The sequence below is a fragment of the Ensifer sp. M14 genome (assembly GCF_003355565.1).
Lineage (GTDB): Bacteria > Pseudomonadota > Alphaproteobacteria > Rhizobiales > Rhizobiaceae > Ensifer.
In genome coordinates, this window is sequence record NZ_QJNR01000011.1 from 76488 (window position 1) to 98052 (window position 21565).

At 60.4% G+C, this 21565-nt stretch carries 20 protein-coding genes; 9 read left to right on the forward strand and 11 right to left on the reverse strand.

Going from position 1 to position 21565, the window contains the following annotated elements:
* The first annotated feature begins 24 nt into the window (after positions 1-24).
* The 9 genes from phoB (at position 25) to BLJAPNOD_RS27455 (ending at position 10538) form a co-directional block, all read left to right on the forward strand.
* On the forward strand, positions 25-717 hold the full coding sequence (gene phoB / locus BLJAPNOD_RS27415; RefSeq protein WP_015647697.1) for a phosphate regulon transcriptional regulator PhoB: 693 nt from the start codon (positions 25-27) through the stop codon (positions 715-717).
* A 239-nt stretch (positions 718-956) separates the two neighbouring features.
* Positions 957-1817: a periplasmic arsenite-binding protein AioX gene (aioX, locus tag BLJAPNOD_RS27420; RefSeq protein WP_052820512.1), complete on the forward strand. Its 861-nt coding sequence runs from the start codon at positions 957-959 to the stop codon at positions 1815-1817.
* Positions 1814-3280 (forward strand): arsenic sensor histidine kinase AioS, encoded by a 1467-nt coding sequence (aioS, locus tag BLJAPNOD_RS27425; protein ID WP_015647695.1) that lies wholly within the window; start codon positions 1814-1816, stop codon positions 3278-3280. The genes aioX and aioS overlap by 4 nt, the downstream gene beginning before the upstream one ends.
* Positions 3270-4598 (forward strand): arsenic response regulator transcription factor AioR, encoded by a 1329-nt coding sequence (aioR, locus tag BLJAPNOD_RS27430; RefSeq protein WP_015647694.1) that lies wholly within the window; start codon positions 3270-3272, stop codon positions 4596-4598. The genes aioS and aioR overlap by 11 nt, the downstream gene beginning before the upstream one ends.
* 137 nt (positions 4599-4735) lie before the next feature.
* On the forward strand, positions 4736-5263 hold the full coding sequence (locus tag BLJAPNOD_RS27435) for an arsenate reductase (azurin) small subunit (protein WP_015647693.1): 528 nt from the start codon (positions 4736-4738) through the stop codon (positions 5261-5263).
* Positions 5264-5275: 12 nt separating this feature from the next.
* A complete protein-coding gene (locus BLJAPNOD_RS27440) occupies positions 5276-7813 on the forward strand; it encodes an arsenate reductase (azurin) large subunit (protein ID WP_015647692.1) in 2538 nt (845 codons plus the stop codon).
* An 89-nt stretch (positions 7814-7902) separates the two neighbouring features.
* Positions 7903-8286, forward strand: a complete 384-nt coding sequence (locus tag BLJAPNOD_RS27445) for a cytochrome c family protein (RefSeq protein ID WP_015647691.1) — start codon at positions 7903-7905, stop codon at positions 8284-8286.
* A gap of 76 nt (positions 8287-8362) precedes the next feature.
* Positions 8363-9661: a gephyrin-like molybdotransferase Glp gene (glp, locus tag BLJAPNOD_RS27450; protein ID WP_082179013.1), complete on the forward strand. Its 1299-nt coding sequence runs from the start codon at positions 8363-8365 to the stop codon at positions 9659-9661.
* 520 nt (positions 9662-10181) lie between these two features.
* Positions 10182-10538, forward strand: coding sequence for a hypothetical protein (locus tag BLJAPNOD_RS27455; protein WP_015647689.1), 357 nt, complete (start codon positions 10182-10184; stop codon positions 10536-10538).
* 5 nt (positions 10539-10543) lie between these two features.
* Here BLJAPNOD_RS27455 and BLJAPNOD_RS27460 read toward each other — a convergent pair whose 3' ends face one another.
* The 11 genes from BLJAPNOD_RS27460 to BLJAPNOD_RS27510 all read right to left on the reverse strand — a co-directional run bounded on the left by BLJAPNOD_RS27460 (position 10544) and on the right by BLJAPNOD_RS27510 (position 21521).
* Positions 10544-11044, reverse strand: a complete 501-nt coding sequence (locus BLJAPNOD_RS27460) for a hypothetical protein (RefSeq protein WP_244611120.1) — start codon at positions 11042-11044, stop codon at positions 10544-10546.
* A gap of 35 nt (positions 11045-11079) precedes the next feature.
* Positions 11080-11586 carry a GIY-YIG nuclease family protein gene (locus tag BLJAPNOD_RS27465; RefSeq protein ID WP_015647687.1) on the reverse strand — a complete coding sequence of 169 codons (507 nt, stop codon included), beginning with the start codon at positions 11584-11586 and terminating at the stop codon, positions 11080-11082.
* Between the two features lie 35 nt (positions 11587-11621).
* On the reverse strand, positions 11622-12560 hold the full coding sequence (locus tag BLJAPNOD_RS27470) for a hypothetical protein (protein WP_015647686.1): 939 nt from the start codon (positions 12558-12560) through the stop codon (positions 11622-11624).
* The gene (locus tag BLJAPNOD_RS27475; protein WP_015647685.1) at positions 12553-13239 is read right to left on the reverse strand and encodes a TauD/TfdA family dioxygenase; all 687 of its coding nucleotides are present in this window, start codon (positions 13237-13239) and stop codon (positions 12553-12555) included. Before BLJAPNOD_RS27475 ends, BLJAPNOD_RS27470 begins: the two co-directional genes overlap by 8 nt.
* Positions 13240-13248: 9 nt before the next feature.
* Positions 13249-16224, reverse strand: a complete 2976-nt coding sequence (locus tag BLJAPNOD_RS27480; protein ID WP_015647684.1) for a TrlF family AAA-like ATPase — start codon at positions 16222-16224, stop codon at positions 13249-13251.
* 183 nt (positions 16225-16407) lie between these two features.
* Complete coding sequence (locus tag BLJAPNOD_RS27485) at positions 16408-17229, reverse strand: hypothetical protein (RefSeq protein ID WP_015647683.1); 822 nt, start codon at positions 17227-17229, stop codon at positions 16408-16410.
* A 59-nt stretch (positions 17230-17288) separates the two neighbouring features.
* The gene (locus tag BLJAPNOD_RS27490; protein WP_015647682.1) at positions 17289-18086 is read right to left on the reverse strand and encodes a TIGR02391 family protein; all 798 of its coding nucleotides are present in this window, start codon (positions 18084-18086) and stop codon (positions 17289-17291) included.
* 15 nt (positions 18087-18101) lie between these two features.
* Positions 18102-19847 (reverse strand): DUF2326 domain-containing protein, encoded by a 1746-nt coding sequence (locus BLJAPNOD_RS27495; protein WP_015647681.1) that lies wholly within the window; start codon positions 19845-19847, stop codon positions 18102-18104.
* The gene (locus tag BLJAPNOD_RS27500) at positions 19844-20071 is read right to left on the reverse strand and encodes an ABC-three component system middle component 6 (RefSeq protein WP_115422180.1); all 228 of its coding nucleotides are present in this window, start codon (positions 20069-20071) and stop codon (positions 19844-19846) included. The genes BLJAPNOD_RS27495 and BLJAPNOD_RS27500 overlap by 4 nt, the downstream gene beginning before the upstream one ends.
* Positions 20068-20811 carry an HNH endonuclease gene (locus BLJAPNOD_RS27505; protein ID WP_115422181.1) on the reverse strand — a complete coding sequence of 248 codons (744 nt, stop codon included), beginning with the start codon at positions 20809-20811 and terminating at the stop codon, positions 20068-20070. Before BLJAPNOD_RS27505 ends, BLJAPNOD_RS27500 begins: the two co-directional genes overlap by 4 nt.
* Before the next feature lie 116 nt (positions 20812-20927).
* Positions 20928-21521, reverse strand: a complete 594-nt coding sequence (locus BLJAPNOD_RS27510; protein ID WP_115422196.1) for a DUF6088 family protein — start codon at positions 21519-21521, stop codon at positions 20928-20930.
* Positions 21522-21565: the final 44 nt, after the last annotated feature.

Below are 21565 nucleotides of genomic sequence, written 5' to 3' on the forward strand. Positions count from 1 at the left end.
CCGCGAAACTAAGGAGCGAAGCTGATGTCCCCAAAGGTCATGATCGTCGAAGACGAGGAAGCGCTGAGTGTTCTGCTCCGCTACAACCTCGAGGCCGAAGGATACCTTGTCGAGACAATCGGCCACGGCGAAGAGGCTGACATAGTTCTGCAGGAAAGCGTGCCGGATCTGCTAATTCTGGATTGGATGCTTCCCGGTGTATCCGGAATCGAACTTTGCCGCCGTCTACGCGCCAGACCAAACACGGAGCGGCTCCCCGTCATTATGCTGACGGCACGGGGGGAGGAGACAGAGCGTGTGCGGGGATTGGCGACAGGTGCGGATGACTATCTGGTGAAGCCATTCTCGACTCCGGAACTTATGGCCAGGGTGAGAGCTCTGCTGAGGCGTTCCAAACCAGCATTGATCTCGTCCATTTTGCGCTATGCTGACATCGAGCTTGACCGGGAAAGCCATCGTGTCCATCGCGAGCGCCGTGAAGTCAGGCTCGGTCCGACCGAGTTCCGTCTCCTCGATTTTCTCATGGCGTCGCCGGGGCGCGTCTTCTCCCGAGCACAGCTCCTTGACGGCGTTTGGGGTCACGATCTCTATGTAGACGAAAGAACGGTCGACGTTCATGTCGGCCGGCTCAGAAAAGCCCTTAACTTTGCCAACAAGCCAGACCTGATCCGGACCGTTAGAGGCGCCGGTTATTCAATGGATACAGGTTTGAAGTAAAATTTCACCGCTCCCGGTCTGTGTCTTCACCCGTCCCGGATAGTTGCAAAAAGGTGGTAGCGGGCGAAATCCTGAGATCCATGCAACCAGCACCTCAATCCCGGAGGAGCGGTTGGACAATCTGTCTGAAGACAGTACAATTGATTTAGGCTCTGGAGGAGAGCTGAGGGAGGTCGTCGGTGTCAAATCGAGACCACACGCGCGGTCGGCACGCCGACAAGTGTCGTATATCGCGCCGGATGGCGATAGGCGGAGCTTTGTCCGCGATATGCTTCGCCGGATCGCCTGCGGGAAGCGAGTTGCTGTCCGTGCCGCCGCGACCTGGCGTGATTCGGTTTGGGTTGACACCCGTCTTTCTATCGAATGACCTGGAAGTGCTGGACGAACTACAGGCCTACCTAGTCCGCGCTATTGGTCAAGAAGTACAACTTGTCACACAGCGTACCTACCAGGAAGTCACTGCCCTCCTGGTCTCGGGGAATCTTGAGGCCGCCTGGATTTGCGGCTACCCGTTCATGAAGTTCCGGGACGAGCTGGAGCTGGTTGCCACGCCATTGTGGCGTGATAAGCCGCTTTACCAATCCTACCTCATCGTCGGTCAACATCGTGACATCCAGGCCTTTGATGACTGTCGGGGGGATATCCATGCGTTCTCCGACCCCGATTCCAATTCCGGCTACCTCGTCACGAAAACCTATCTGGCCGAACGCGGCGTCTCCGAGGAAGGCTTCTTTCGCAAGTCATTTTTTACCTACGGCCACCGCAATGTGATCCGGGCAGTGGCTTCCGGCCTTGCCGATTCCGGGAGCGTTGATGGGTACGTCTGGGAAGTCATGAAACAGACCGAACCGGAACTGCTCTCGAAAACGAGGGTACTGGTGAAGTCTGACTGGCACGGCTTCCCGCCCATCGCAGCCGCCGCACGACAGCGCGAAAGCCAGCCGGTTGCCAGAATAAGAAACGCGCTCCTGCAAATGCACAGCGACGAGCTGGGCCGAACGGTGCTTGAGCGCCTCCAGCTTGACGGGTTCACTCAGGTTCCACCCGAAAGCTACGAAAGTATCGCGGTCAACATGGAACGGGTTCGGAGGCTGGGGTGAGCCTCATCGAGCGCGTTCGCGGCATTCCCTTGACGGTTCGGGTCCCGGTAATGGTGGCATCCCTGATGATCGTCGTCAGCCTCATCATCTCCGAACGCGTATTGGCTCGCCTTCATGACATGCAGGAACAGCATCTGAACGGCGTCGTGGGAACCTATTTCGATGGCTTGTCCACCGCTCTTATCCCGGCTGTTTTGCGGCAGGATGTATGGGAAACCTATGACCTGCTCGACCGCACCCGTACGATGTTTGCGGCCGTGTCTCCGATCGAGACGGTTGTGACTGGACGGGATGGCATGGTACTGGCTTCCAGCGATCCGCACGCTATCCCGGTACTTTCCGAACTTCCCCCGGCCTTCGCTGACCGAGGCAAAGACGATGAAATCCGCATCGAATGGCAGTCGAACACCGGGTTCGGGATCAGGCAGCTCCTTTATCAGGGAAAGTCGATCGGGACCGTACACGCCTCTTTCGACATCACCCATCTTGTCGCGGAAAGGCGCCAGGTTCTCCAGACGCTTCTTGCGACGAATGCTGTCTTGGCATTCGTGTTTGCCGCAGTTGGATACGTCTTGACCAGACGTATGGTCAGGCCGGTGGCGACATTGGCACAACACATGCGCTCTGGTGCGGCCGGACAGCCCTACACCATTCCCGCTGAAGAATTTCCGTATCGCGCGGGTGAACTCGCTGATCTGTTTCATGGCTTCAACGCTTTGGTACAAGCCGAGCAGCAGCGCAGCGCACTCACGCGTCGATTGGCCGAGGAAGAGAAGCTTGCCAGTTTAGGACGGCTCGCATCCAGCATGGCCCACGAGATCAATAATCCGCTCGGAGGACTGTTCAACTCCATCGACACGTTGAAGCGACATGGGGCAAACGAAGGCGTACGGAGCACCAGTGTGTCCCTTCTGGAACGTGGTCTCGGCGGTATTCGCGATGTTGTACAGGCAGCACTGGCAACATACCGGCCGGACCGCTCCGGAAAGCCTCTCGTCCTACAGGATCTGGAAGATGTGCGCCTACTGGCCGGCCCCGTCATTATAAGCCGCAGACAAACGATGCACTGGGTGAGCAGCCCATCCAATCTCACCATATCTGCCCTGCCCGGCTCTACTGTGCGGCAAGCACTTTTGAACCTCGTGCTAAACGCAAGCGCCGCTGCGGGCGATGACGGCACGATTTTTGTGGAGACATGCCTCGAGGAAGACGGCTCGACGTTAATCCTCTCGGTTGCCGATACGGGGCCGGGCCTGCCGAAGGCCGCAACTAATGTCCTTACATCGCCAGATCCATGGCCGGCCGCTCAGTCAGCTGGAGGGCTTGGCCTGTGGATGGTCCGGAAGCTGGTGGATGAGGCCGGTGGACATATCCGTTTGTCAAGGACCGAAGCCGGCCTGACCGTCATTGAATTGCACTTGCCGATATTGATTCCTGGGGAGGAAACTAGCCATGCAGCGTGAAACAGGGCGCATCGCCATACTCGAGGACGATCCCATCATGGGAGAGTCGCTCATCCAGCGACTTTCGCTTGAGGGCCACAAGGTGAAATGGTGGACGAAGGGAGAGCAGGCCATGCGCGAGCTCGCCAGCGGATCAGAACCGTTCGACCTCGTCGTTTGCGATATCCGCCTTCCAGACATGAATGGTGAAGAGGTTTTCCGCCAGGCCAGCCGCGATACCGCAACACCCTTTTTATTCATGTCTGGCTACGCCGATATAGACCAGGCGGTGCGTCTGATGCGCAGTGGTGCGGTCGACTTCATCACCAAACCGTTCGACATGACGGCTTTCCTCGATCGCGTCTCATCAAGCTTAAGGAGCAAGCGGCAGGATGAGCTCAATAGCTCCCTCGGCATCTCCCGCGCCATGCGCGACGCCGAACAGATGTTGCGGCGTTATGCCTCTCATCCCCTCCCCGTTCTCATTCAGGGAGAGACCGGCACTGGCAAGGAAGTCAGCGCCAGGTTTCTGCATCAGTTATCAAAGCGTGCGCTCGCCCCTTTCATCGCCGTAAACTGCGCAGCCATTCCAGCCGAACTGCTGGAAAGCGAGCTTTTCGGCCACGAGAAAGGAGCATTTACGGGTGCTCACCAACTTCATCGCGGCTACGCGGAACGTGCCGGCGAAGGTATTCTCTTTCTCGACGAGATCGGTGATATGCCGCCTGTTCTGCAGGCGAAACTTCTTCGTCTCATCGAGGATGGTTGGTTTCATCGGGTCGGCAGCGAAACATCCATCCCGTTCAAGGCACGCATTGTCTGTGCCACCCATCAGGAGATTGGCAGCGACGCCAGTTCCTTTCGAAAGGACTTGTTCTTTCGTCTTTCCGCCCTTCCAGTCATGCTTGCACCGCTGCGTGAACGACAGGAAGACATCCTGTGGCTCGCTCAGCGCTTTCTCGAGGAGATCATGCAGATCAGGGAGACTCGCGTTCGGGGCATCAGTACGCTTGCCGAGGACGCAATGCTTGAACACTGTTGGCCCGGGAATGCCCGCGAGCTCCGCAATCGGCTGGAACGCGCCGCTGCTCTGTCGGAAAATCTGCTCGTGATGCCGGCGGATCTATTCCCCGACGTCGCCAAAGTATCTGATACGCCGCGGATCGGAACACTCTCCGATGCGCGGGACGCCGCGGAGCGCCGACAGATCCTGCGGGCGCTAAGCGCAACCGGCGGACAGATTTCTCAGGCCGCAGGACATCTCGGCATTTCTCGTACGACCCTTTGGGAGAAAATGACGCGTTTCGGAATAGAAGCTAGTGAACGTTCGGCCAACTGAACAACGGTGGTTACTGGCCGTTCGGAAATCCGAACCCACACACGGAAGATTCGCGAAAAAGGCGCGATAAATCAGCCCTCTACCTGTTGGCACAGCTATTGCAATTCGACCTTCGACATTCAATGGAGGAGGATCGCATGTCACGCTGTCGAAACATGGTCGATATCGGTCGACGCCAGTTCCTACGCGGAGGGGCATTGGCCGCCGCGGGCGCTAGTGTCGTCGTCACGGGCGTCGGCGCGCCACAGGCAAGAGCCGCTACCGCTGCGGCCGGCGTGGACTATCCCGCCAATCGTCTCGCCAACATCTCGGAACTCACCCTCAACGAACCTCTCGACGTCGCCTATCCCGATGAAGATGCCTCGGGCGTTCTTCTCAAACTCGGGACGCGCGTGGAAGGCGGCGTCGGTCCCGATGGCGACATCGTCGGCTTTTCTACCATCTGCCCCCACAAGGGTTTTCCGCTGAGCTATACCGCCGACAACAAGACGTTCAACTGTCCCGGCCACTTCTCGGTGTTCGATGCTGAAAAGGGAGGCCAGCAGGTCTGGGGACAGTCCACGCAGAACCTGCCTCAATACGTGCTCCGCGTCGCAGATAACGGTGACATCTTCGCCGAAGGCGTCGATGAGCTCATCTACGGCCGCCTGTCCAACGTTCTATAAGGGAAGAAGATCATGGCCTTCAAACGTCACATCGACCGTCTGCCGATCATTCCCGCGGACGCAAAGAAGCACAACGTCACCTGCCACTTCTGCATCGTCGGCTGCGGCTATCACGCCTACACCTGGCCAATCAACAAACAGGGCGGCACGGACCCGCAGAAAAACGTGTTCGGCGTCGATCTGTCCGAGCAGCAACAGGCGGAAACTGACGCCTGGTATTCGCCATCCATGTACAATGTCGTCAAACAGGATGGCCGCGACGTTCATGTCGTCATCAAGCCGGACCACGAATGCGTGGTGAACACCGGTCTCGGTTCAGTTCGCGGAGCCAGGATGGCCGAAACGAGCTTTTCCGAAGCCCGCAACACCCAGCAACAGCGCCTGACGGATCCCCTCGTCTGGCGCTATGGACAGATGCAGCCGACGAGCTGGGACGATGCGCTTGATCTTGTCGCCCGCGTGACGGCGAAGATCATCAAGGAGAAGGGTGAGGACGCTCTGATCGTTTCGGCCTTCGACCATGGCGGCGCCGGAGGCGGCTACGAAAACACCTGGGGCACGGGCAAGCTCTATTTCGAGGCCATGAAGGTCAAGAACATCCGTATCCACAACCGCCCGGCCTATAATTCGGAAGTCCACGGTACCCGCGACATGGGCGTCGGCGAGTTGAACAACTGCTATGAGGATGCCGAACTGGCCGACACGATCGTCGCGGTCGGCACCAATGCGCTGGAGACCCAGACAAACTATTTCCTCAATCACTGGATCCCGAACCTGCGCGGCGAAAGTCTCGAGAAGAAAAAGCAGATCATGCCAGACGAGCCGCATGAAGCGGGCCGGATTATCATTGTCGATCCGCGCCGCACGGTGACCGTCAATGCGAGCGAGGAAACGGCTGGCAAGGACAACGTCCTGCATCTCGCGATCAATTCCGGCAGCGACCTAGCGCTATTCAATGCGCTGTTTACATACATCGCTGATAAGGGCTGGGTTGACCGCGAATTCATCGACAAATCGACCTTGCGGGAAGGTGTAGCACGGCCGCCGCTCTATCCCGCGCGTGGCGGATCGGACAGCAAGCCTGGACATTTGTCCAATTTCGAGGATGCCGTCGAAGGGTGCCGCGTATCCATCGAGGAAGCCGCGAAAATAACGGGGCTAGACCAATCCCAGATCATCAAAGCCGCCGAATGGATTGCCATGCCGAAGGAAGGCGGCAAGCGTCGACGCGTCATGTTCGGCTACGAGAAGGGCCTGATCTGGGGCAACGACAATTACCGCACCAACGGCGCGCTGGTGAATCTGGCCCTCGCCACCGGCAATATCGGTCGTCCTGGCGGTGGCGTCGTTCGCCTCGGCGGTCACCAGGAAGGTTATGTGCGCCCGTCCGACGCCCATGTCGGCCGGCCGGCGGCCTATGTCGACCAGTTGCTGATCGGCGGCCAAGGGGGCGTGCACCACATTTGGGGCTGCGACCACTACAAGACCACCCTCAACGCCCACGAGTTCAAGCGCGTCTACAAGAAGCGCACCGACATGGTGAAGGATGCGATGAGCGTCGCTCCCTATGGCGACCGCGAGGCCATGGTGAACGCCATCGTCGCTGCGATCAACCAGGGTGGTCTGTTCGCCGTCAATATAGACATCATCCCGACAAAGATCGGCGAGGCCTGTCACGTCATCCTGCCTGCGGCCACGTCGGGCGAGATGAACCTCACTTCGATGAATGGCGAACGCCGGATGCGGTTGACCGAGCGCTACATGGACCCGCCCGGCCAATCCATGCCGGACTGCCTGATCGCCGCCCGGCTAGCCAATACCATGGAACGGGTGCTGACCGAGATGGGCGACGCTGCCTATGCCGGCAAGTTCAAGGGCTTCGACTGGCAGACCGAGGAAGACGCCTTCATGGACGGTTACAACAGACACGCTCATGGCGGTGAATTCGTCACCTATGAGCGCCTGAGCGCCATGGGCACCAACGGATTCCAGGAGCCGGCGACGGGTTTTGCCGACGGCAAGATCGCCGGCACCCAGCGGCTCTATACCGACGGCGTGTTCTCGACCGACGATGGCAAGGCGCGCTTCATGGACGCACCGTGGCGCGGACTGCAGGCACCGGGCAAGCAACAGCAGAAGGACAACCACAAATATCTGATCAACAACGGGCGCGCCAATGTGGTCTGGCAATCCGCTTATCTTGACCAGGAAAACGACTTCGTCATGGACCGGTTCCCCTATCCGTTCATCGAAATGAACCCGGAGGACATGGTGGAAGCGGGGCTCAAGGAGGGGGACCTCGTCGAGATTTACAATGATGCCGGCGCGACCCAGGCCATGGCCTATCCGACACCGACCGCACGCCGCGGCGAAACCTTCATGTTGTTCGGTTTCCCGACTGGCGTGCAGGGCAATGTGACCAGCGCCGGCACGAACGAGTTGATCATCCCAAACTACAAGCAGACCTGGGGCAATATCCGCAAGATTTCGGATGCGCCTAAAAACGTGGCTCATCTGACCTTCAAGTCGAAAGAATACCGGTCGGCTTGAGGACACAGCGAGTGGCCCCTGCCACTCTTCCCTCCAGACGTGGGCGGCCAGTAGCGCCGCCCACTCCTTCAAACATATGGACAATACAAATGCGGAAACTGTTTTCGATAGTCTCACTGTGCCTGATTGCAACATCCCCCGCCATGGCCGAGGGCGACGCGGAAAAAGGCGCGGTCGTTTTCAAGAAATGCACCGCCTGCCATGCCGTCGGCGAGGGTGCGGCCAACAAGGTCGGTCCTGAACTGAATGCCATCATCGGCCGGAAGGTCGCAGGCGTCGAGGGCTTCAACTACTCGCCCGCCTTCAAGGCAAAGGCCGAAGAGGGCTGGACCTGGGACGAAGCCCACTTGACCGAGTATCTCGCCAATCCCAAGGCCTATATCAAGGGAACCAAGATGGCCTTCGCCGGCCTGAAGAAGCCCGAGGATGTGGCCGACGTCATCGCTTACCTGAAAACAATCAGCACCCCGTGAAGCGCTGGTGTCGCGACCTCACAGAGGAGGTCGCGATCTCCACACCTGTCCCTTTAATCGTGGTTGGGAGGCCTTGATGAATTACATGCCAGCGGACCGTGCCGCGTTGTTCGACCGCGCTGCTCTCGACTGCGGGCGAGCCTTAGCTGCTCGCCCCATGTTGTCGGTTGCCGATGCGGTGGCCCGCGCCATCGGCCTGTGCCGGCCCGTGACCGCTACCGAAGACCTCGATCTGTTTTCTGCAGGCGGCCGCGTGGTGGCCGCCGACATCCGCTCGCCCTGTGCCTTGCCGCGCTTCGATCATTCGGCGATGGACGGGTTTGCGGTTCGCACGGCGGGTTTTTCCGGCAGTGGTCCCTGGACCTTTCTGGTCGCAGACAGAGTGGCAGCCGGAGATCAGGCCAGCAGCAGCAGTTTCGAAAATGCTGAGGCCGTGGAAATCTTCACCGGCGCGATGATCCCGGCCGGTTTCGACGCCGTGATCATCCGTGAAAAATGTTCGCGGCATGATCGCCAGTTCACCACCGCCTACCGTCCCCGCCCAGGCGAGAACATCCGCAGGGCGGGCGAAGATGTCGACCAAAACTCTTTGCTGTTCAAGGCCGGGACGGTTCTGACAGCACACCGGATTGCGCTGCTCGCGGCCGCAGGCTTGTCTCGGATTTCCATCGTTCGAAAGATCCGACTCGGGTTCATTACGACAGGCTCTGAACTGAAAGAGCCGGGTGAGCACTTGGCGGCTGGCCAGATCTATAATTCCAATCGCTACCTTTTCGCCTCCATGCTGTCGCATCCCTGGCTCGAAGTCCGCGATCTCGGGGCGACGCCGGACACGATTGAGGCGACCACCAATATCATTCACAGCGCTGCTACGGAGCACGATATCGTCGTGACGTCAGGCGGGATGTCCAGGGGTGGCGAGGATCATGTGCGGGACGCGCTCACACGCTGCGGCGGGTCGCTCGGCGTGCTTGATGTCGCCATGCGACCGGGCAAGCCGGTTTCCTTCGGCACGCTAGGGTCGGCGCTCTTTATCGGCTTGCCTGGGAATCCCATGGCCTCCGCCGTGACACTCGACAAGATTGCGCTGCCGGCGATCAGGGCTGTGGCCGGGATCGAGCATTTGGATCCCGTCTGGATGCCGGCGATCTCCGACTTTGGGTTGCGCAAGAAGGAGGGCCGAACGGAATTCGTCCCCGTTCGACTTCAGAGTCGCGACGCTTCTGGCACTCCCGTGCTGGCAATGCTGGGCCGCGGATCGTCGGGAAGCCTGTCGCCCATGGCCCAAGCCGCCGGTCTGGCAATCCTGCCACCGGAGCTCGTAACCCTAGAGCGGGGCATGCCCTTGCGTTTCGAGCCATTTTCCATCGGGTAATCTCTTAAAAAATCTCATCGCGCCACTCGAAGCGTGAGATTCGCCGCCTTGAAAGGATCAGAACCTTCGACCCTGTTATTCGAATAGGGGCTAACGTGCTCAAACTGCTCAGCGGTGAAGGTCGGTTTGTGTCCGGAGAGCGGCTGTATGGCGCCGTGAATGGACGGGCGGCTGTGGGGAGCGGAACTGGAAAGCAGACCAGAGTACGCATCTTGAATGGCAAATATTTGAAGCAGATCCTTCGGGGCATGCGGAATTTCTGGGGACTATGTGTGAAGCCGCTGCTTAACTTGCTGAGATACTAACTGATTTCAGCGCAACCAAAGCGTGGCTCTCTACCTGCACGAACGATGGTGCCGGCGTTGCCACGAGGGCCAATTGGTCTGGATCAAAGCTAGATCGTCGCCTCGAGATCGACGAAATCTGCTGATGCAGGGAACGCGCAAGGTGTTCGCCACCAGGGATTAGTCACCGCCTGTGTGCAGCGGAGGGCCGACAGCCCCCGAACGAGAGGATTGCCGTGCCAGACCGTAAGCTTTCGCCATGCGCCCGTCAGACCGAGGCCGAGATCGAAGACTACTACCGCAATCAACCCGAGGGATCGGCGGCCGTTGTTCGCCGGACCCACGGAGGCGTCCTGACGTACCAGATCACGGCCTTCGGCTTGCGGCGCATGCGCACCGGCCGGATCAACGTGGAAGGTGTCGGAGACTTCTACATGAAGTCCGGCAAGAACTGCTGGGAGCCGACCGGCCAGACCAGACTGGTCGTCCCGACCGAAGAGGTGCTGGCTTGGGCGGCCGAAAATCCGCGCGGACAGATGGGCGTCAGCATCTATGCGGACGAACCATTCTGGCGGAAGCCGGGGAGCACCTGACGCCGTCAGGCTGCCAACTGCCCATGCCGTTCGAGGAGCCGCATCAACACGGCATTGGCGTGCGTGAAATTCGCGTGCTGGCCCTGGAGCTGGTAGGTCCACTTCTCGCCGTGGAACAGATTGTTGCGAAAGCGCCAGACGATTATCAGCACGGTCAGCAGCCGATCGCGCGGGTCGTTGTTGCTCCCGTCGAGGACCGACCGGACGAGGTCGGGCTGATCGGCGGGGCGAAGATGCAGGTGGGCGAAGTGGTGCGTGAATTGCCCGTTGGCGAAATAGCGCTGGCGAAAATAAGCCAGCTCTCCATCATACTGGTCGGCGTCGAGCGTGCCGGCGTCTTGCCACTCGTCGGCCTTCGCGCAAATGAGATCGGCGCGCGCAAAATTGCCCATGACTTGGGCCTCGAACAGGCTCCACAGGAAAGTGAAGTTGAAGATCGCTGCGCGGTCCTCTTCGGGCAGCGCGTGGAATCCCGGTGCTCGCGCCAATAGCCATTGCATGCTCATGTTATGCCCCCATTCGTTGTTGGTCTTGAGGCCAGTCAGTCCTCTCGCCCGTCGCGGTCATCCGGGGACAGTTCCGAGAAGTCGGTGAGCGTGTCGCACTGGATGCAGTAGTACATCTGAGAGGCGTCCTGAAAATGCATGCCGCAAAGGCATCCGCAGAAGGGACAGCATTCGTCGATTTCGAGGTCGGCCCATTCCCACACACCGAGATATTCGGGGATGGCGTCGCGATCGTAGCCGGTGATTTCGAAGGCATCCGCATTCTTCGCGACGAAACCACGCTGTCCGACCTCCATCAGGAAAGGCAGGACGTCGGCCGGCTCGATGTAGAACCACTCGCCGCGGCCGCGCCGGGATGCGAGGCGACGGTGCAGATCGCGCTCGGTCTCGAAATCGTCGGGCGACGTGATCCAACCGAGGAGTTTGAGTTCGAGCGGATTTCCGGTCTGCAGGTCGCTCTTCCGCCGGCCGATGTCCTTGGCTACGCCGACCTTGATCGGCGAGCATCCGTTTTCATCCTCGCCTATGAAGTAGACCGGCATGTGTGTTGCCCCGTTGTATATTTCTCCGCCGATGGTCAGTCGTTGCCGTAGTCGGCCTCGTATTCCATTTCGCGCTCTTGTTGGTCCTCGTGGATGTAGTTCAGTCCGCCCGCGCCGATTTCGTCGCTTCCCATCAGCGCGAGTTCGCATGTCGGGCAGCGAAACTCTTCGCCGACGAACTCGCGGTCGACGATTTCCCAGATCGCATACTCGTCGCGCTCTTCGCTGATATCTTCACCGGTCTGCTCGCCGGTCATGAACGCTCTGCATTTGCAGGCCGGGCAGCTCTCGGTCCAGATCTCGTCGTAGCGGCCCTTGAAGATTCCCGCCTGATGCTGCGGCTCGCGCAATTCGGCTTCGGCGGCCAGACGTTCCCGCTCGGCCCTCCTCAATGCCTCGAACTGTTCCCTTGCAGCTTCGACGCGAAGTTTGACCGCCGCTTCGAGGGCCTTGGCGGCTTCGTCGAGCAATTGACGGGGCGCCTTGGCATCGGCCGCCCCAAGCCATTGCTCCAGAGACGATCCCATCTGGTGCAGGATCGTATCGCACGCATGCCAATAGCGCGCCTCCCAGGCGTCGAGACGCATGGTGCGGAACGGAAGGTCGGCCGAGTGCAGTTCGGCATTTCGACGCTCGGCGATGTCTTGGCAGAATTTCTGCACCGTCTTGTCGAAGCGCGGGACGAGGTGTGCGAGGCGCTCGAACAGGGTCTTGGCGGTGATCGTCTTGACGTCGGTCGTGACATTGATACCGGCGGCGACGAACATCGACTGCCAGTGCGTCGGATCGACCACAAGGCTCGGGTGTTTCCGGGCGAGCGCGGCTTTGCCGAGCAGCTCGAGCGCGAGCGAGGCCCAGAGCTGATATTCGTCTAGATCGCTGGCGCCCTTCCGAACAAGGGCTCGGCCGATGTAAACTTTCGACTTTGTATGGAGAGCGTCGCCGTTGATTGCGATGAAGACTTCCTCAGGCATCGATGAGAATCCTTGCTAGACGGCGGCCGGACCCTCGGTCCGACGGACTGCGCCCGTGCAGGACGCGCCAGTTGTCAATGATGAGGATGTCGCCCCGGCGCCAATGATGCGCCTCTGAGTGGGCGCCGGCGATCCGGTCCTCGATAAGCGCCAGGGCCGTCCGGCCGCGCTCGTCCAAGGCTTCAAGGCAGCCGGGATCGTACCGCAAGAAAGCTCGGCCCGGCGACAGGATCGTCGAGTAGAAGGAGCGCCGACCGGTGCGAACAAGGATCGGAGCGTCTTCGAGAAGGTCAAGCTCCTCCTGCGAAAAGCCGAGCGTCCGCCAGTCGAGAAGCATCGTCGAAGCGGCCGGCGATCCCGGATCGATACATCCGAGAAGGAGGTAACGGCAGGGTCTAGTGCGATGGCTGAGTTCCGTGTGAAGCGGCAGGGCGCCCAGGCCGTAGCGCGCGCTCAAGGATCGAGGATGCGCATCATCGGCGGCACGCGGCTCGACGACTTCCTCGAGCGAGCCCGCACGACCCGGAACGCGCGTCCCGAGCCGATCACCGAGTTGGCCCAGCGCGCGGACGATGGCGTCTGGGTCCGCGTCTTCGCTGCTGTGGCGAGACCAGCCGCGCTCCGCCAGGAAGCCGAAGATCTGTTGAGGATCGGAGGCGGCGATATCGCGTGTAACCATCTCGCTATCCTATCTGTCGAGGCGGACGCGAAGGCGCCGCGCGCGCTCGCGGAAAGCGGCTTCGCCACCTTCGAGGATGTCGCAGACCGCCTTGCGGATTGCCGCGTTCTCCAGCCCGCCCGCCACATAACTGATCGGCGGCAGGCCGCCTGCGGGATGCGGCCCTGCTTCGGCGACGATGATCTGGTCCGCGTCCGTGTTGATGACGAGGTTGGCGTTGTGCGTGACCATGATCACCTGGCGCTTTGCTTTCGCGGCGATGAAGAGCGCGACAAGCTCGTCGAAGACGGACTTCGGATCGAGATTCTCTTCAGGCTGGTCAATGATCAGTGGCCGATCGTCGGAATCGTCGAGCGCCAGATAGAGCAACAGAAGCACGATACCCCGCGTGCCGGGTGAGAGCTTGCGGATGTCGACGCCGTCATAGGAGATTTCATACCGGACAGTGATGTGCTCGGTGCTGAAAAGCCAGTGCGCGAACTGCTTCGACCAAGCCCGGAATTCCGCCTGCTGGGTCGGCGCATAAGGTGCATGGGTCAGCAGATCTCGCAGATATTTCGCCATGAAGGCCGTCATGGCGGACTGTACCTCAGCCGCGGATCCCGTCTCCCACGCCGAGTTGAGCGCGTCCGTGGCCGCAGCGATCAGCGAACCGCGCCCGTAGAAGGGACCGGTTTTGCGTCGGTCGAGAAGCTCCTCCTCGGCAAAGGTGCCCCAGGCCTGGACGTCGGCGATCCGGCGGACCGAGAAGCTGAGCTTCTTCAACGTGCCCGAGGCGGCCGCGAGGCGCGCCATCAGGGGTGCGTAAAGCCCGGCCAGCGTATTCTGCTCGTTGATGATAGCTTCGAATACGCGGCCGTAGGTGTCGTCACGTTCGTTCTGCAGGTCCTTGCGGCGCGCCGCGGCCCTTTCCGCATCTTTAAGGCGCGTCTGCAGCGTTTGGAGCGCGGAATTTTCCTGCGCGATGCGGTTGGTGAGTGCCGTATATTGATCTCGCACCACCTTATCTGCGCTGAACAGTGCTTCTAGCCGCGTCATTTCGGCGATGATTGGCGCCAGGGGCAGTGTTGAGATATCAACCGTGTCGGCGATGAGCGCGACATTGGGATCGCCGGGCGGCGGGGGAACGCCCTGAAGCTTACGGATCTCGGTATCCGCCCAGTTCACATAGGCTGTAAGGCTCTTGTCGACGTCGCCCTTGTAGATCAGCAGGAATTCGTCCCATTGCGTGGCGTTGAGCCCGCTATTGGCGTGACGGGCCTGCGCCTGCCGCAGCATCTCCGGCGAGCCGGTTGCCCGCATGGAGCGGACCTCGTCGTGGAGTGCGACGAAGGTGCGGCGTTGGTTGCCAAAATTCTGGATGCTGCTGCGGAGCTTTTGAGCGGCTTCGCTGAGTTGCGTATGCCGGGCGACCTGAGCTTCGGTGCCTCTTACGACCAGCCTCGCGCGATCGGCAGCGTAGTCGGCGATCAGCTTGTTCTTCTCCCCGACCTGCTTGGTCAGCGAGGCGACGAGGCTCTCCTTCTCGAACTCGGTGGCAATACGGTCGGAGATGTCGGCGATCGCCTGGGCCTCGCGCTCGCGCGCTTGTTGGAAACGGGAGGTCTGCTGCTCGCGCAGCTCGGCGAAGTCGAGCGCCCATTCGCGATCATCGGGCGAATGCGATTCGTATATCACGCGCTCGATCTCCTCGACCAGACCGTCGGAGACGCCTTTGGCGGAGCAAAGCTCCTCGACAAACTGCTGCGACAGGTAGCGGGCCCGTGGAAAGGACATATGGCCGTTGGCATCGCTCCCGTCGAGCGCGCGGGTGACCGTTGCGCCGCCGCCCCAGGTCAGCGTCGTCGTCGCATCGCTGATAAGCCTGCGCGCACGCGCCAGGAAGGACGGACTGTTGTTCTCGTCCGCGTCCCATCCGGATGGGGGAATTGCATCGCACCCCGCCGCGATGACGTCTGCCAAGGCGGTCTTGCCGGACCCCCGAGCACCAATGATGGCGACGAGGCCAGGGTTGAGCGGGATATCCGGTGTGGACGCCCAATCCGCATCGTCGATCCTGACATGCGAGATCACTTGCGATGGCATCGCCGAGCGCGGCGGCTGCTCGCCGACATAGGCACGACCCTCGGGGTCGATGCAGGCCTGCCGAAGGGCATCGAACTCTAAAGCGCCCTTGATCCACGAAAAGCGACTGTCGACAGGCTGGCCCACCGATTTCTGGTCGTGGGAATCGCTGCCATGGAGGCAAGGCTTGCAGCCGTCATAGCGCGAACGCAGCTCCTCGATCGGCACACCGCGCTGGCCGAGCCAGAACTCGCGCTGCGCCGGGCTGCTCGAAAAGATGATGTGAGCGAACTTTTCGATTTCCTGACGCATCGTCGCGTCGGCAGCCTGCCGCAGCCCAGACGTGCCGTCTCCAGCGCCGCCCGCGACAGCGATCAGGACGTTCTTTTTCGCCCATTCGCTCTCATGGATGACTTTGCGCAATTGGTCGAAGTTTACCTTCACCTGGGTCGCGCCGTGGCGGAGCGCCGCGCCGTCTTCGGTGATCGTGGTGTCGGAGCGCTTGCCGAGCTTGATCAGCTCCTCGCGCGTGCAGTCGAAGCGATCGTTATGGGCGCCGAATTGCAGGCGCTTGAGGATCCGCTTGACCTCGCCAACATGATCTGGGTCCTCGGGGCTCACCAACAGATGGATGTTCACGAACCCCGTCTTTGCCGCCACATCGAGGCGCAGTTCGATGTTCGGAAAGAGCAGCTTCACGTCTGGCAACCGGCCAGCGGCCTTATGGGTAAGGAACTGTTCGTAGGTATCGGTGACGTAATAGTCCGTGACGGCGATTACTTCGATCTTCGGCGTCAGCCCTTCGAGCGATGTGAGATATGCACCCCAGGGATCGGCCGCACCGAACTGATTGTTGAGGACGGTGCCAGGCGCATGAATATGGGGCTCCCAACGATGCCATTCCGAACCGCGACTGATCATACGCCCACCTGGTATACTTCCTTCTGTTGTCCGCTCTGTCGCCCGCGATGCAACCGCACGATAGCGCAGCGCCTTGCATTCCATCTTAGGAATATTTCCGGAAACTAGCGCGGCGCAATATAGTGTGGTTCGCCGTCCACTCTCTTGTGTACGAAAAACAACACGAATCGCTGACTCCTGCGATTAGTTCTGTTCCGCCAGTTCGGCCAGGAGGTAGTTGATATAGCTCCGGGTCAGGTTGCAGTAGAGGTGTGCCTCCCTGAGCGTAGGGGAGACATCGGCCGCAAGCTGGGTGCCGTGGCGAACGCCGCCGCCCCCTGGGGAGGATAGGTATCCGTGCATCTTCGTCATCCATCCGAGGGCTTCAGCAAGGGCACTGCCGCGATTATTATTGCGCATGGTTCGAATGATCTCATTGAAATATTTCCCTTCGATCGTGCCAGCTCCGCTTTCATGGCCCTGGAAAGCCGTCGAAACGGTTTCGAGCAGCCACAGAATCTCCTGAACGGCCTGGCGAGGACGCTGCTCGAGCAACAGACGATCGGCCTGGTCCAGCGAGGCGTGGATCAGGGCGAAGGCGCGCTCACCAAGAGACTTCTCCGGTGCTTGTACGACGATTGGCGTCTGGGGGTGGCGCGCCAGCAGTGCGGGCGGCCTAACCTCGTAAGGGACCTCGTGTTCGTAGAGGATTTGATTGACGACATCGGCATCCGGCAAGCCGACTTCCGGATGGGACGCCTGCACTTGGGTGCAACCGTCCCAGAACGCGCTGATGAATACGGGGGCGTTGTCAGCGGCCCTCATCATTGCGGTATGCAAATCGCTGATCGCCCAGCTTTCGCTCGAACTCCAAGACGAGCCGCCGCTGAACTTCGCCTTGAAGAGCTCGAAGATCGACCATGACGATTCCGATTGGCCGGCGATCGTGTGGATCAGCGAGTTAAAGGCGTTCGCAGCGAAGGGCGGCATCGCTCCCGGAGAACCGTAGCGCCAGGTGGTCGGCATCGTTAGACCCAATCTTACAATCTCCTTCGCCAAATTGTCGTGTTCACATTGGGTCTCACTTAAACTCGTGGGGGCATATGCGCGCTGTCGAGGCGACGATGAATGAGCGAGACGATTGTCAGCAGATCTTCTGCGTCCTCTTTCGACATCACCCAATGAATTCGAGCATCGTGCGCTGTAGGATTGCGGAACATCCCGAATGTCCCGCGCACGAGATTTGCAAAGCCGCTCTGCTCGCTCCGTTCGCTTACCGTGCTGCGCGGATTGATCGCGAGGAGCGGAGGCTCGCCACCAAGAGTGCGATCGACCAGCCCGGCGCCGTCGTCGGAAAGCCCGGTGCGCGTGCGCATCTTGTCGGCGACGCTCTTCACTGCTTCCTGGACGGCGTGAAAATAGTTGTCTGCCAGAAGTTCGGCTCGGCAAAACCTGAGTACATCGGGGTGGACGCCGCGGCCTTCCAGATCGGCCCGCAGCTCGCGCGCCCGTCGCTGGGCTTCGGGGAGGGTTTGTGCAATCTCGGCTTTTTTGAGTTCCCCAGTCTGATCGACAACCAGGCCGGCGAATGCGAGCGCCTGGTTAAGCAGTGCGCGCATCGGCTCATAACGCTCGGGAGAGCGGCTGTAGCGCGCTGGCTTCATCGCCAGACGAATGAATTGCAAAATGTTGGTTCGGTTGCGTTTGGTATTCTGACTTTCAGCAAACGCGTTGTAGATTCGGACCCTCTTCGTCATTGCCCCCGGATCGGACATTTTGGTCGATGCGATCAGGTGCTGGATCTCGGGGCCGGTCAAACCCGCCTCCGTATCGCCGAGCGCGCCAGCGATGGCCTCCAGTTGGTCTTGCGAGAATAGCGCCATCCACTCCGCCTCCGATCAGTACCTAAACCCAAGCAGACTACCGCTTGGGTCGGTGTCGGTTAGGCGCATGCGGACCACGGATGCGAAATCGAAGTCTGCCGAAAAATCGTTGATCGGAACCATGTCGGTGTTCAGCGTGCAAATGTATTGGAAGCCATATTTGGCAGACATTGCCGCCGCCAGTTCGAGCGCGTGGGCGCGCTGTCGCGGGTCGACACCGTCGAAGATGGTGCTGTCGTGAATAAGGAAGTCGATGCCCAGGCCACGCTGGCGCGCGAACGAGATGAGCATGAGGTCGTAGCAGAAGATCTTCATCTTGCTGATACCCTCGCTGGGACTGCCAGCTATCTCGACGTCGAATTTGTATCCGGTGTCGTCGATATCGATCACCAGTCTCCCGGCAGCATTGTACAGGGCCTCGGAGAATTCCGAGAACAGGCTCAGTGCCTGGGACCACACCGCGCGCCGTTCTTCATAATCCAGTATTGCAGCCCGTTTGAGCGCAACGGTTTCAACCTTGATCGTGTCCGACTTGGTGGTCATCTGGCGGAGCTGGGTAATCCTGTTGGTCAGCTCATCCACCTTGAGACGCGTCGCAGCGTGGAGTTCCTGCAGGTGGGTGAGTTCCTCCAGGGCGCCTTGTCCGGCCAGGGCGCCGAGATAACCGGCGCGTCGATCGGTCAGAGTGACAACCTGAGCATCGCGATTTACCACCGCAGCTTCGAGCGCGGTAATCTCGCTGGCAATGAACTCGCGGCGGTTGGCGACGATCTTCTCGTTGAATGCGCGAGCATCAGCGAGAGTTTTCCTAACGGCGCCCGGTAACGCGATTCCGGCTTCGTTATACAGAGCTTCGAGACGATCCGCCGTCGGTGCATCCTCGTTCACCACTGACTCGCGATAACGCTCAAGTCGGCGCTTATCCACGATATTAGCGTTTACCAAGCCGTGGATCTCGCTTGTGAGAATGTTCGCCTGTGCCTCGATCTCGCGATACTGCGGCAAAACGCGAAAGGTGGACAGGGCTTCGCGTTCCCGCTCAAGCTGCGTGGTGAGACGCAGGCGTTCGGCCTCAAGCTCACCGAGGGAAGCAAGCTCACCATCGACCGCGCCTGTCTTGATCGCCTGCTTCAGCGCATCAAGCGCGTTCTTCTGATCCTTCAGCTGCTGCCAGGCGGCCGCCTTCTCCCAGTTGAGCCCAAGCAGGAAGGCATTGTGGACCTGAATGTCCCAGGTCTTCTGATTGTCGAAATGTTTGAACGGGGTGTTGTAGGCAACAGCCTGGTTTCGCGCGAAATAGGATAGCAACGACCGGGCAGACGGCTTGTATCCGGACTCAGATGCGAGGTCGCTAATCCCGAACAACGCCCAGGCGAGCACTGCTCGCCACTTTTTCGTGTCGAGCCCTGGCATGCCGTCCTTGTTTGGGGCCGGCTGCACAGGCCACCCCACGGTCGATCCTTCGACGGCGAAGAACCCGGGCGCGTCGGGAGACCGCGTTACGGCGACGTCATTGCCACCGATGGTCAGCTCCAGGGTGAAGGCCCAGCCCTGCAAGGCTTCGATGCGCAGGCCCTTTCCGGGCGAGGGGTTGCTCGCCAGACAGAAGTCGATGATTTCGATCAGCGTCGACTTCCCAAGGGCGTTCGTCGTGTCCTTGTCCCCGGCTGCCGAGGAGCGGTCGGCAAGAACAAGATTGATGCCAGCCTTAAACGCGGCAGCGTGAAAGCCCTTCTGGTTGGCGCGTACGGCTCGGATCATGATGCGGTCCTGACGATCAGACCGTCTTTGATGTCGATGGCGCCGATGAGATAGAGCAGGTTGGAGGCTAGGACGAAGCGCTCGAACGTACCGACGTTAGGCTCTGAGCGGAGACGCTCCCACAGGCCGGAGACCGTCATTGGCCCGCCTAGGTGCGCCAGAAGGGTTGCGCCGACTCCGATCAGCGCCTCTTTCTGCGGGATGTGTTTGGTTGGAAGGATCATTTCTCGAACACATCGCAGATTTCGAACAAGTAGACCAGCACCGCGATCCCTGCGGTCTTGTCCGCCTGACGTTTCAGACCGCGCTGGGCGAAGGCGCACATCAGCTCGAATAGTTCGTCGCCCTTATGGCCTTCCTTTCGCCGCGCATAATATTCTTCGAGGAAGCCGGCCTTCAGTCGCTCTGGGAAATCGGAATCAAGCTGTGCTTCGGCCTCGATATACTCACCGACGGTCACGCGTGCGGTCAGGCCGGCGGCGATAATGTGCCGCGCCCCGTTCGAGAGCGCGTTCTTCTTGATCTTCTCGTCCGGCGCGATCAGGTCGAACGACCCGTTGATGGCGGGCGCCTGCTTGGAGACCCAGGACACGGCGTTTTGCAGTTCCGGAAAGGCGACGTCAGCGAAGGCTTCCTCCATCGCCTGACGAACCTGCTTCTCGTGACTTTCCTTCAGAGCCAGAAGCGTCGGAGTCGGCCAATCGGCCTCGACCTTGTCGATGATCGTATGATGATCCGTGCAGAGATAGATGAGGTTTCGCACGTTGTCGCGCTCCTCATCGGTCATCGAGGCATCGTAGCGTGCGGCGGTCGCCTTCTCGCCGCGAATGTGGGCCGCCTCGCCGACATAGGTGTCATCGCCGACCTTCGCGTCGTAGGTGAGGTGCTTGTCGCATTTCGGAAAGGCGCAGACGCCACCGCTCCGGAAAGCGAGGATGATCCTGGTCGGGTAACTAGCGCCCATAGGGACCGCCAGTTTGTATACTCCCGCGCGACCGTAGGGTCGCTTGCTGACCCGCGGCGCCCACCAAACTGCGCAAGCTATTGGGTGCCCTGTCATCTGCCGGAAGGAGGGGGACCTCATCCATCGAGCTCACCGGATGCTGCATTGGCGATCGAGACGAGCGTCGGCCGCATCCAAGCGGGAGCCTGGACTGCAGTTGAGGCAAGCTTTTTCTTGTCATTGGCCGACAGACGGCGCGCCGCGATTTGTGCAACATCGGCCGCACGCACCGCCCCGACATGACGAAGAGCCTGCACGACGGTGCCGACATCACTGCCTGGAGCAATCAGATGCTTCGGCGAGGCATGACGCAGATCGACCACCCGCTTGCCCAACACGACCCGGCGCGAGGGACCGTTGGTCAGATAGGTGCTTTTGCTCGGGACCTGCGTGGAGAGACCGAGGGCATTCGCCGCCCGCGCGCCCGCAATCTGCAGCTGCGACCCGGTCTCGCGCGCCAATGCGTGGGCGACATCATCAGGGGCCGGCGATAGCGGGCCAAGCTGTGGATGAACCTTCGGGAAGTCGTAAAGGCCTCGCGCCAGGCGACGGAGTTTCCCGATCTTGACCAATCGGGAGAGGGCTTGGTCGACTGCCGCGCGCCCGGCCACGTCCAGAAAATCACTTGGCGTGAAGACGACGCCGCGCCCGCGCGCGCGGGCGCGCTTCATGATCTGATCCGGGACAGACGTGATGGTTTTCATGCGTCAGAAAA

What these genes read in the sequence shown, in the direction of transcription:
- phoB (WP_015647697.1), top strand. Translation starts at nt 25, where the DNA reads ATGTCCCCAAAGGTCATGATCGTCGAAGACGAGGAAGCGCTGAGTGTT.
- aioX (WP_052820512.1), top strand. Translation starts at nt 957, where the DNA reads ATGGCGATAGGCGGAGCTTTGTCCGCGATATGCTTCGCCGGATCGCCT.
- aioR (WP_015647694.1), top strand. Translation starts at nt 3,270, where the DNA reads ATGCAGCGTGAAACAGGGCGCATCGCCATACTCGAGGACGATCCCATC.
- BLJAPNOD_RS27435 (WP_015647693.1), top strand. Translation starts at nt 4,736, where the DNA reads ATGTCACGCTGTCGAAACATGGTCGATATCGGTCGACGCCAGTTCCTA.
- BLJAPNOD_RS27440 (WP_015647692.1), top strand. Translation starts at nt 5,276, where the DNA reads ATGGCCTTCAAACGTCACATCGACCGTCTGCCGATCATTCCCGCGGAC.
- BLJAPNOD_RS27445 (WP_015647691.1), top strand. Translation starts at nt 7,903, where the DNA reads ATGCGGAAACTGTTTTCGATAGTCTCACTGTGCCTGATTGCAACATCC.
- glp (WP_082179013.1), top strand. Translation starts at nt 8,363, where the DNA reads ATGAATTACATGCCAGCGGACCGTGCCGCGTTGTTCGACCGCGCTGCT.
- BLJAPNOD_RS27460 (WP_244611120.1), bottom strand. Translation starts at nt 11,044, where the DNA reads ATGAGCATGCAATGGCTATTGGCGCGAGCACCGGGATTCCACGCGCTG.
- BLJAPNOD_RS27465 (WP_015647687.1), bottom strand. Translation starts at nt 11,586, where the DNA reads ATGCCGGTCTACTTCATAGGCGAGGATGAAAACGGATGCTCGCCGATC.
- BLJAPNOD_RS27470 (WP_015647686.1), bottom strand. Translation starts at nt 12,560, where the DNA reads ATGCCTGAGGAAGTCTTCATCGCAATCAACGGCGACGCTCTCCATACA.
- BLJAPNOD_RS27475 (WP_015647685.1), bottom strand. Translation starts at nt 13,239, where the DNA reads ATGGTTACACGCGATATCGCCGCCTCCGATCCTCAACAGATCTTCGGC.
- BLJAPNOD_RS27480 (WP_015647684.1), bottom strand. Translation starts at nt 16,224, where the DNA reads ATGATCAGTCGCGGTTCGGAATGGCATCGTTGGGAGCCCCATATTCAT.
- BLJAPNOD_RS27485 (WP_015647683.1), bottom strand. Translation starts at nt 17,229, where the DNA reads ATGCCGACCACCTGGCGCTACGGTTCTCCGGGAGCGATGCCGCCCTTC.
- BLJAPNOD_RS27490 (WP_015647682.1), bottom strand. Translation starts at nt 18,086, where the DNA reads ATGGCGCTATTCTCGCAAGACCAACTGGAGGCCATCGCTGGCGCGCTC.
- BLJAPNOD_RS27495 (WP_015647681.1), bottom strand. Translation starts at nt 19,847, where the DNA reads ATGATCCGAGCCGTACGCGCCAACCAGAAGGGCTTTCACGCTGCCGCG.
- BLJAPNOD_RS27500 (WP_115422180.1), bottom strand. Translation starts at nt 20,071, where the DNA reads ATGATCCTTCCAACCAAACACATCCCGCAGAAAGAGGCGCTGATCGGA.
- BLJAPNOD_RS27505 (WP_115422181.1), bottom strand. Translation starts at nt 20,811, where the DNA reads ATGGGCGCTAGTTACCCGACCAGGATCATCCTCGCTTTCCGGAGCGGT.
- BLJAPNOD_RS27510 (WP_115422196.1), bottom strand. Translation starts at nt 21,521, where the DNA reads ATGAAGCGCGCCCGCGCGCGCGGGCGCGGCGTCGTCTTCACGCCAAGT.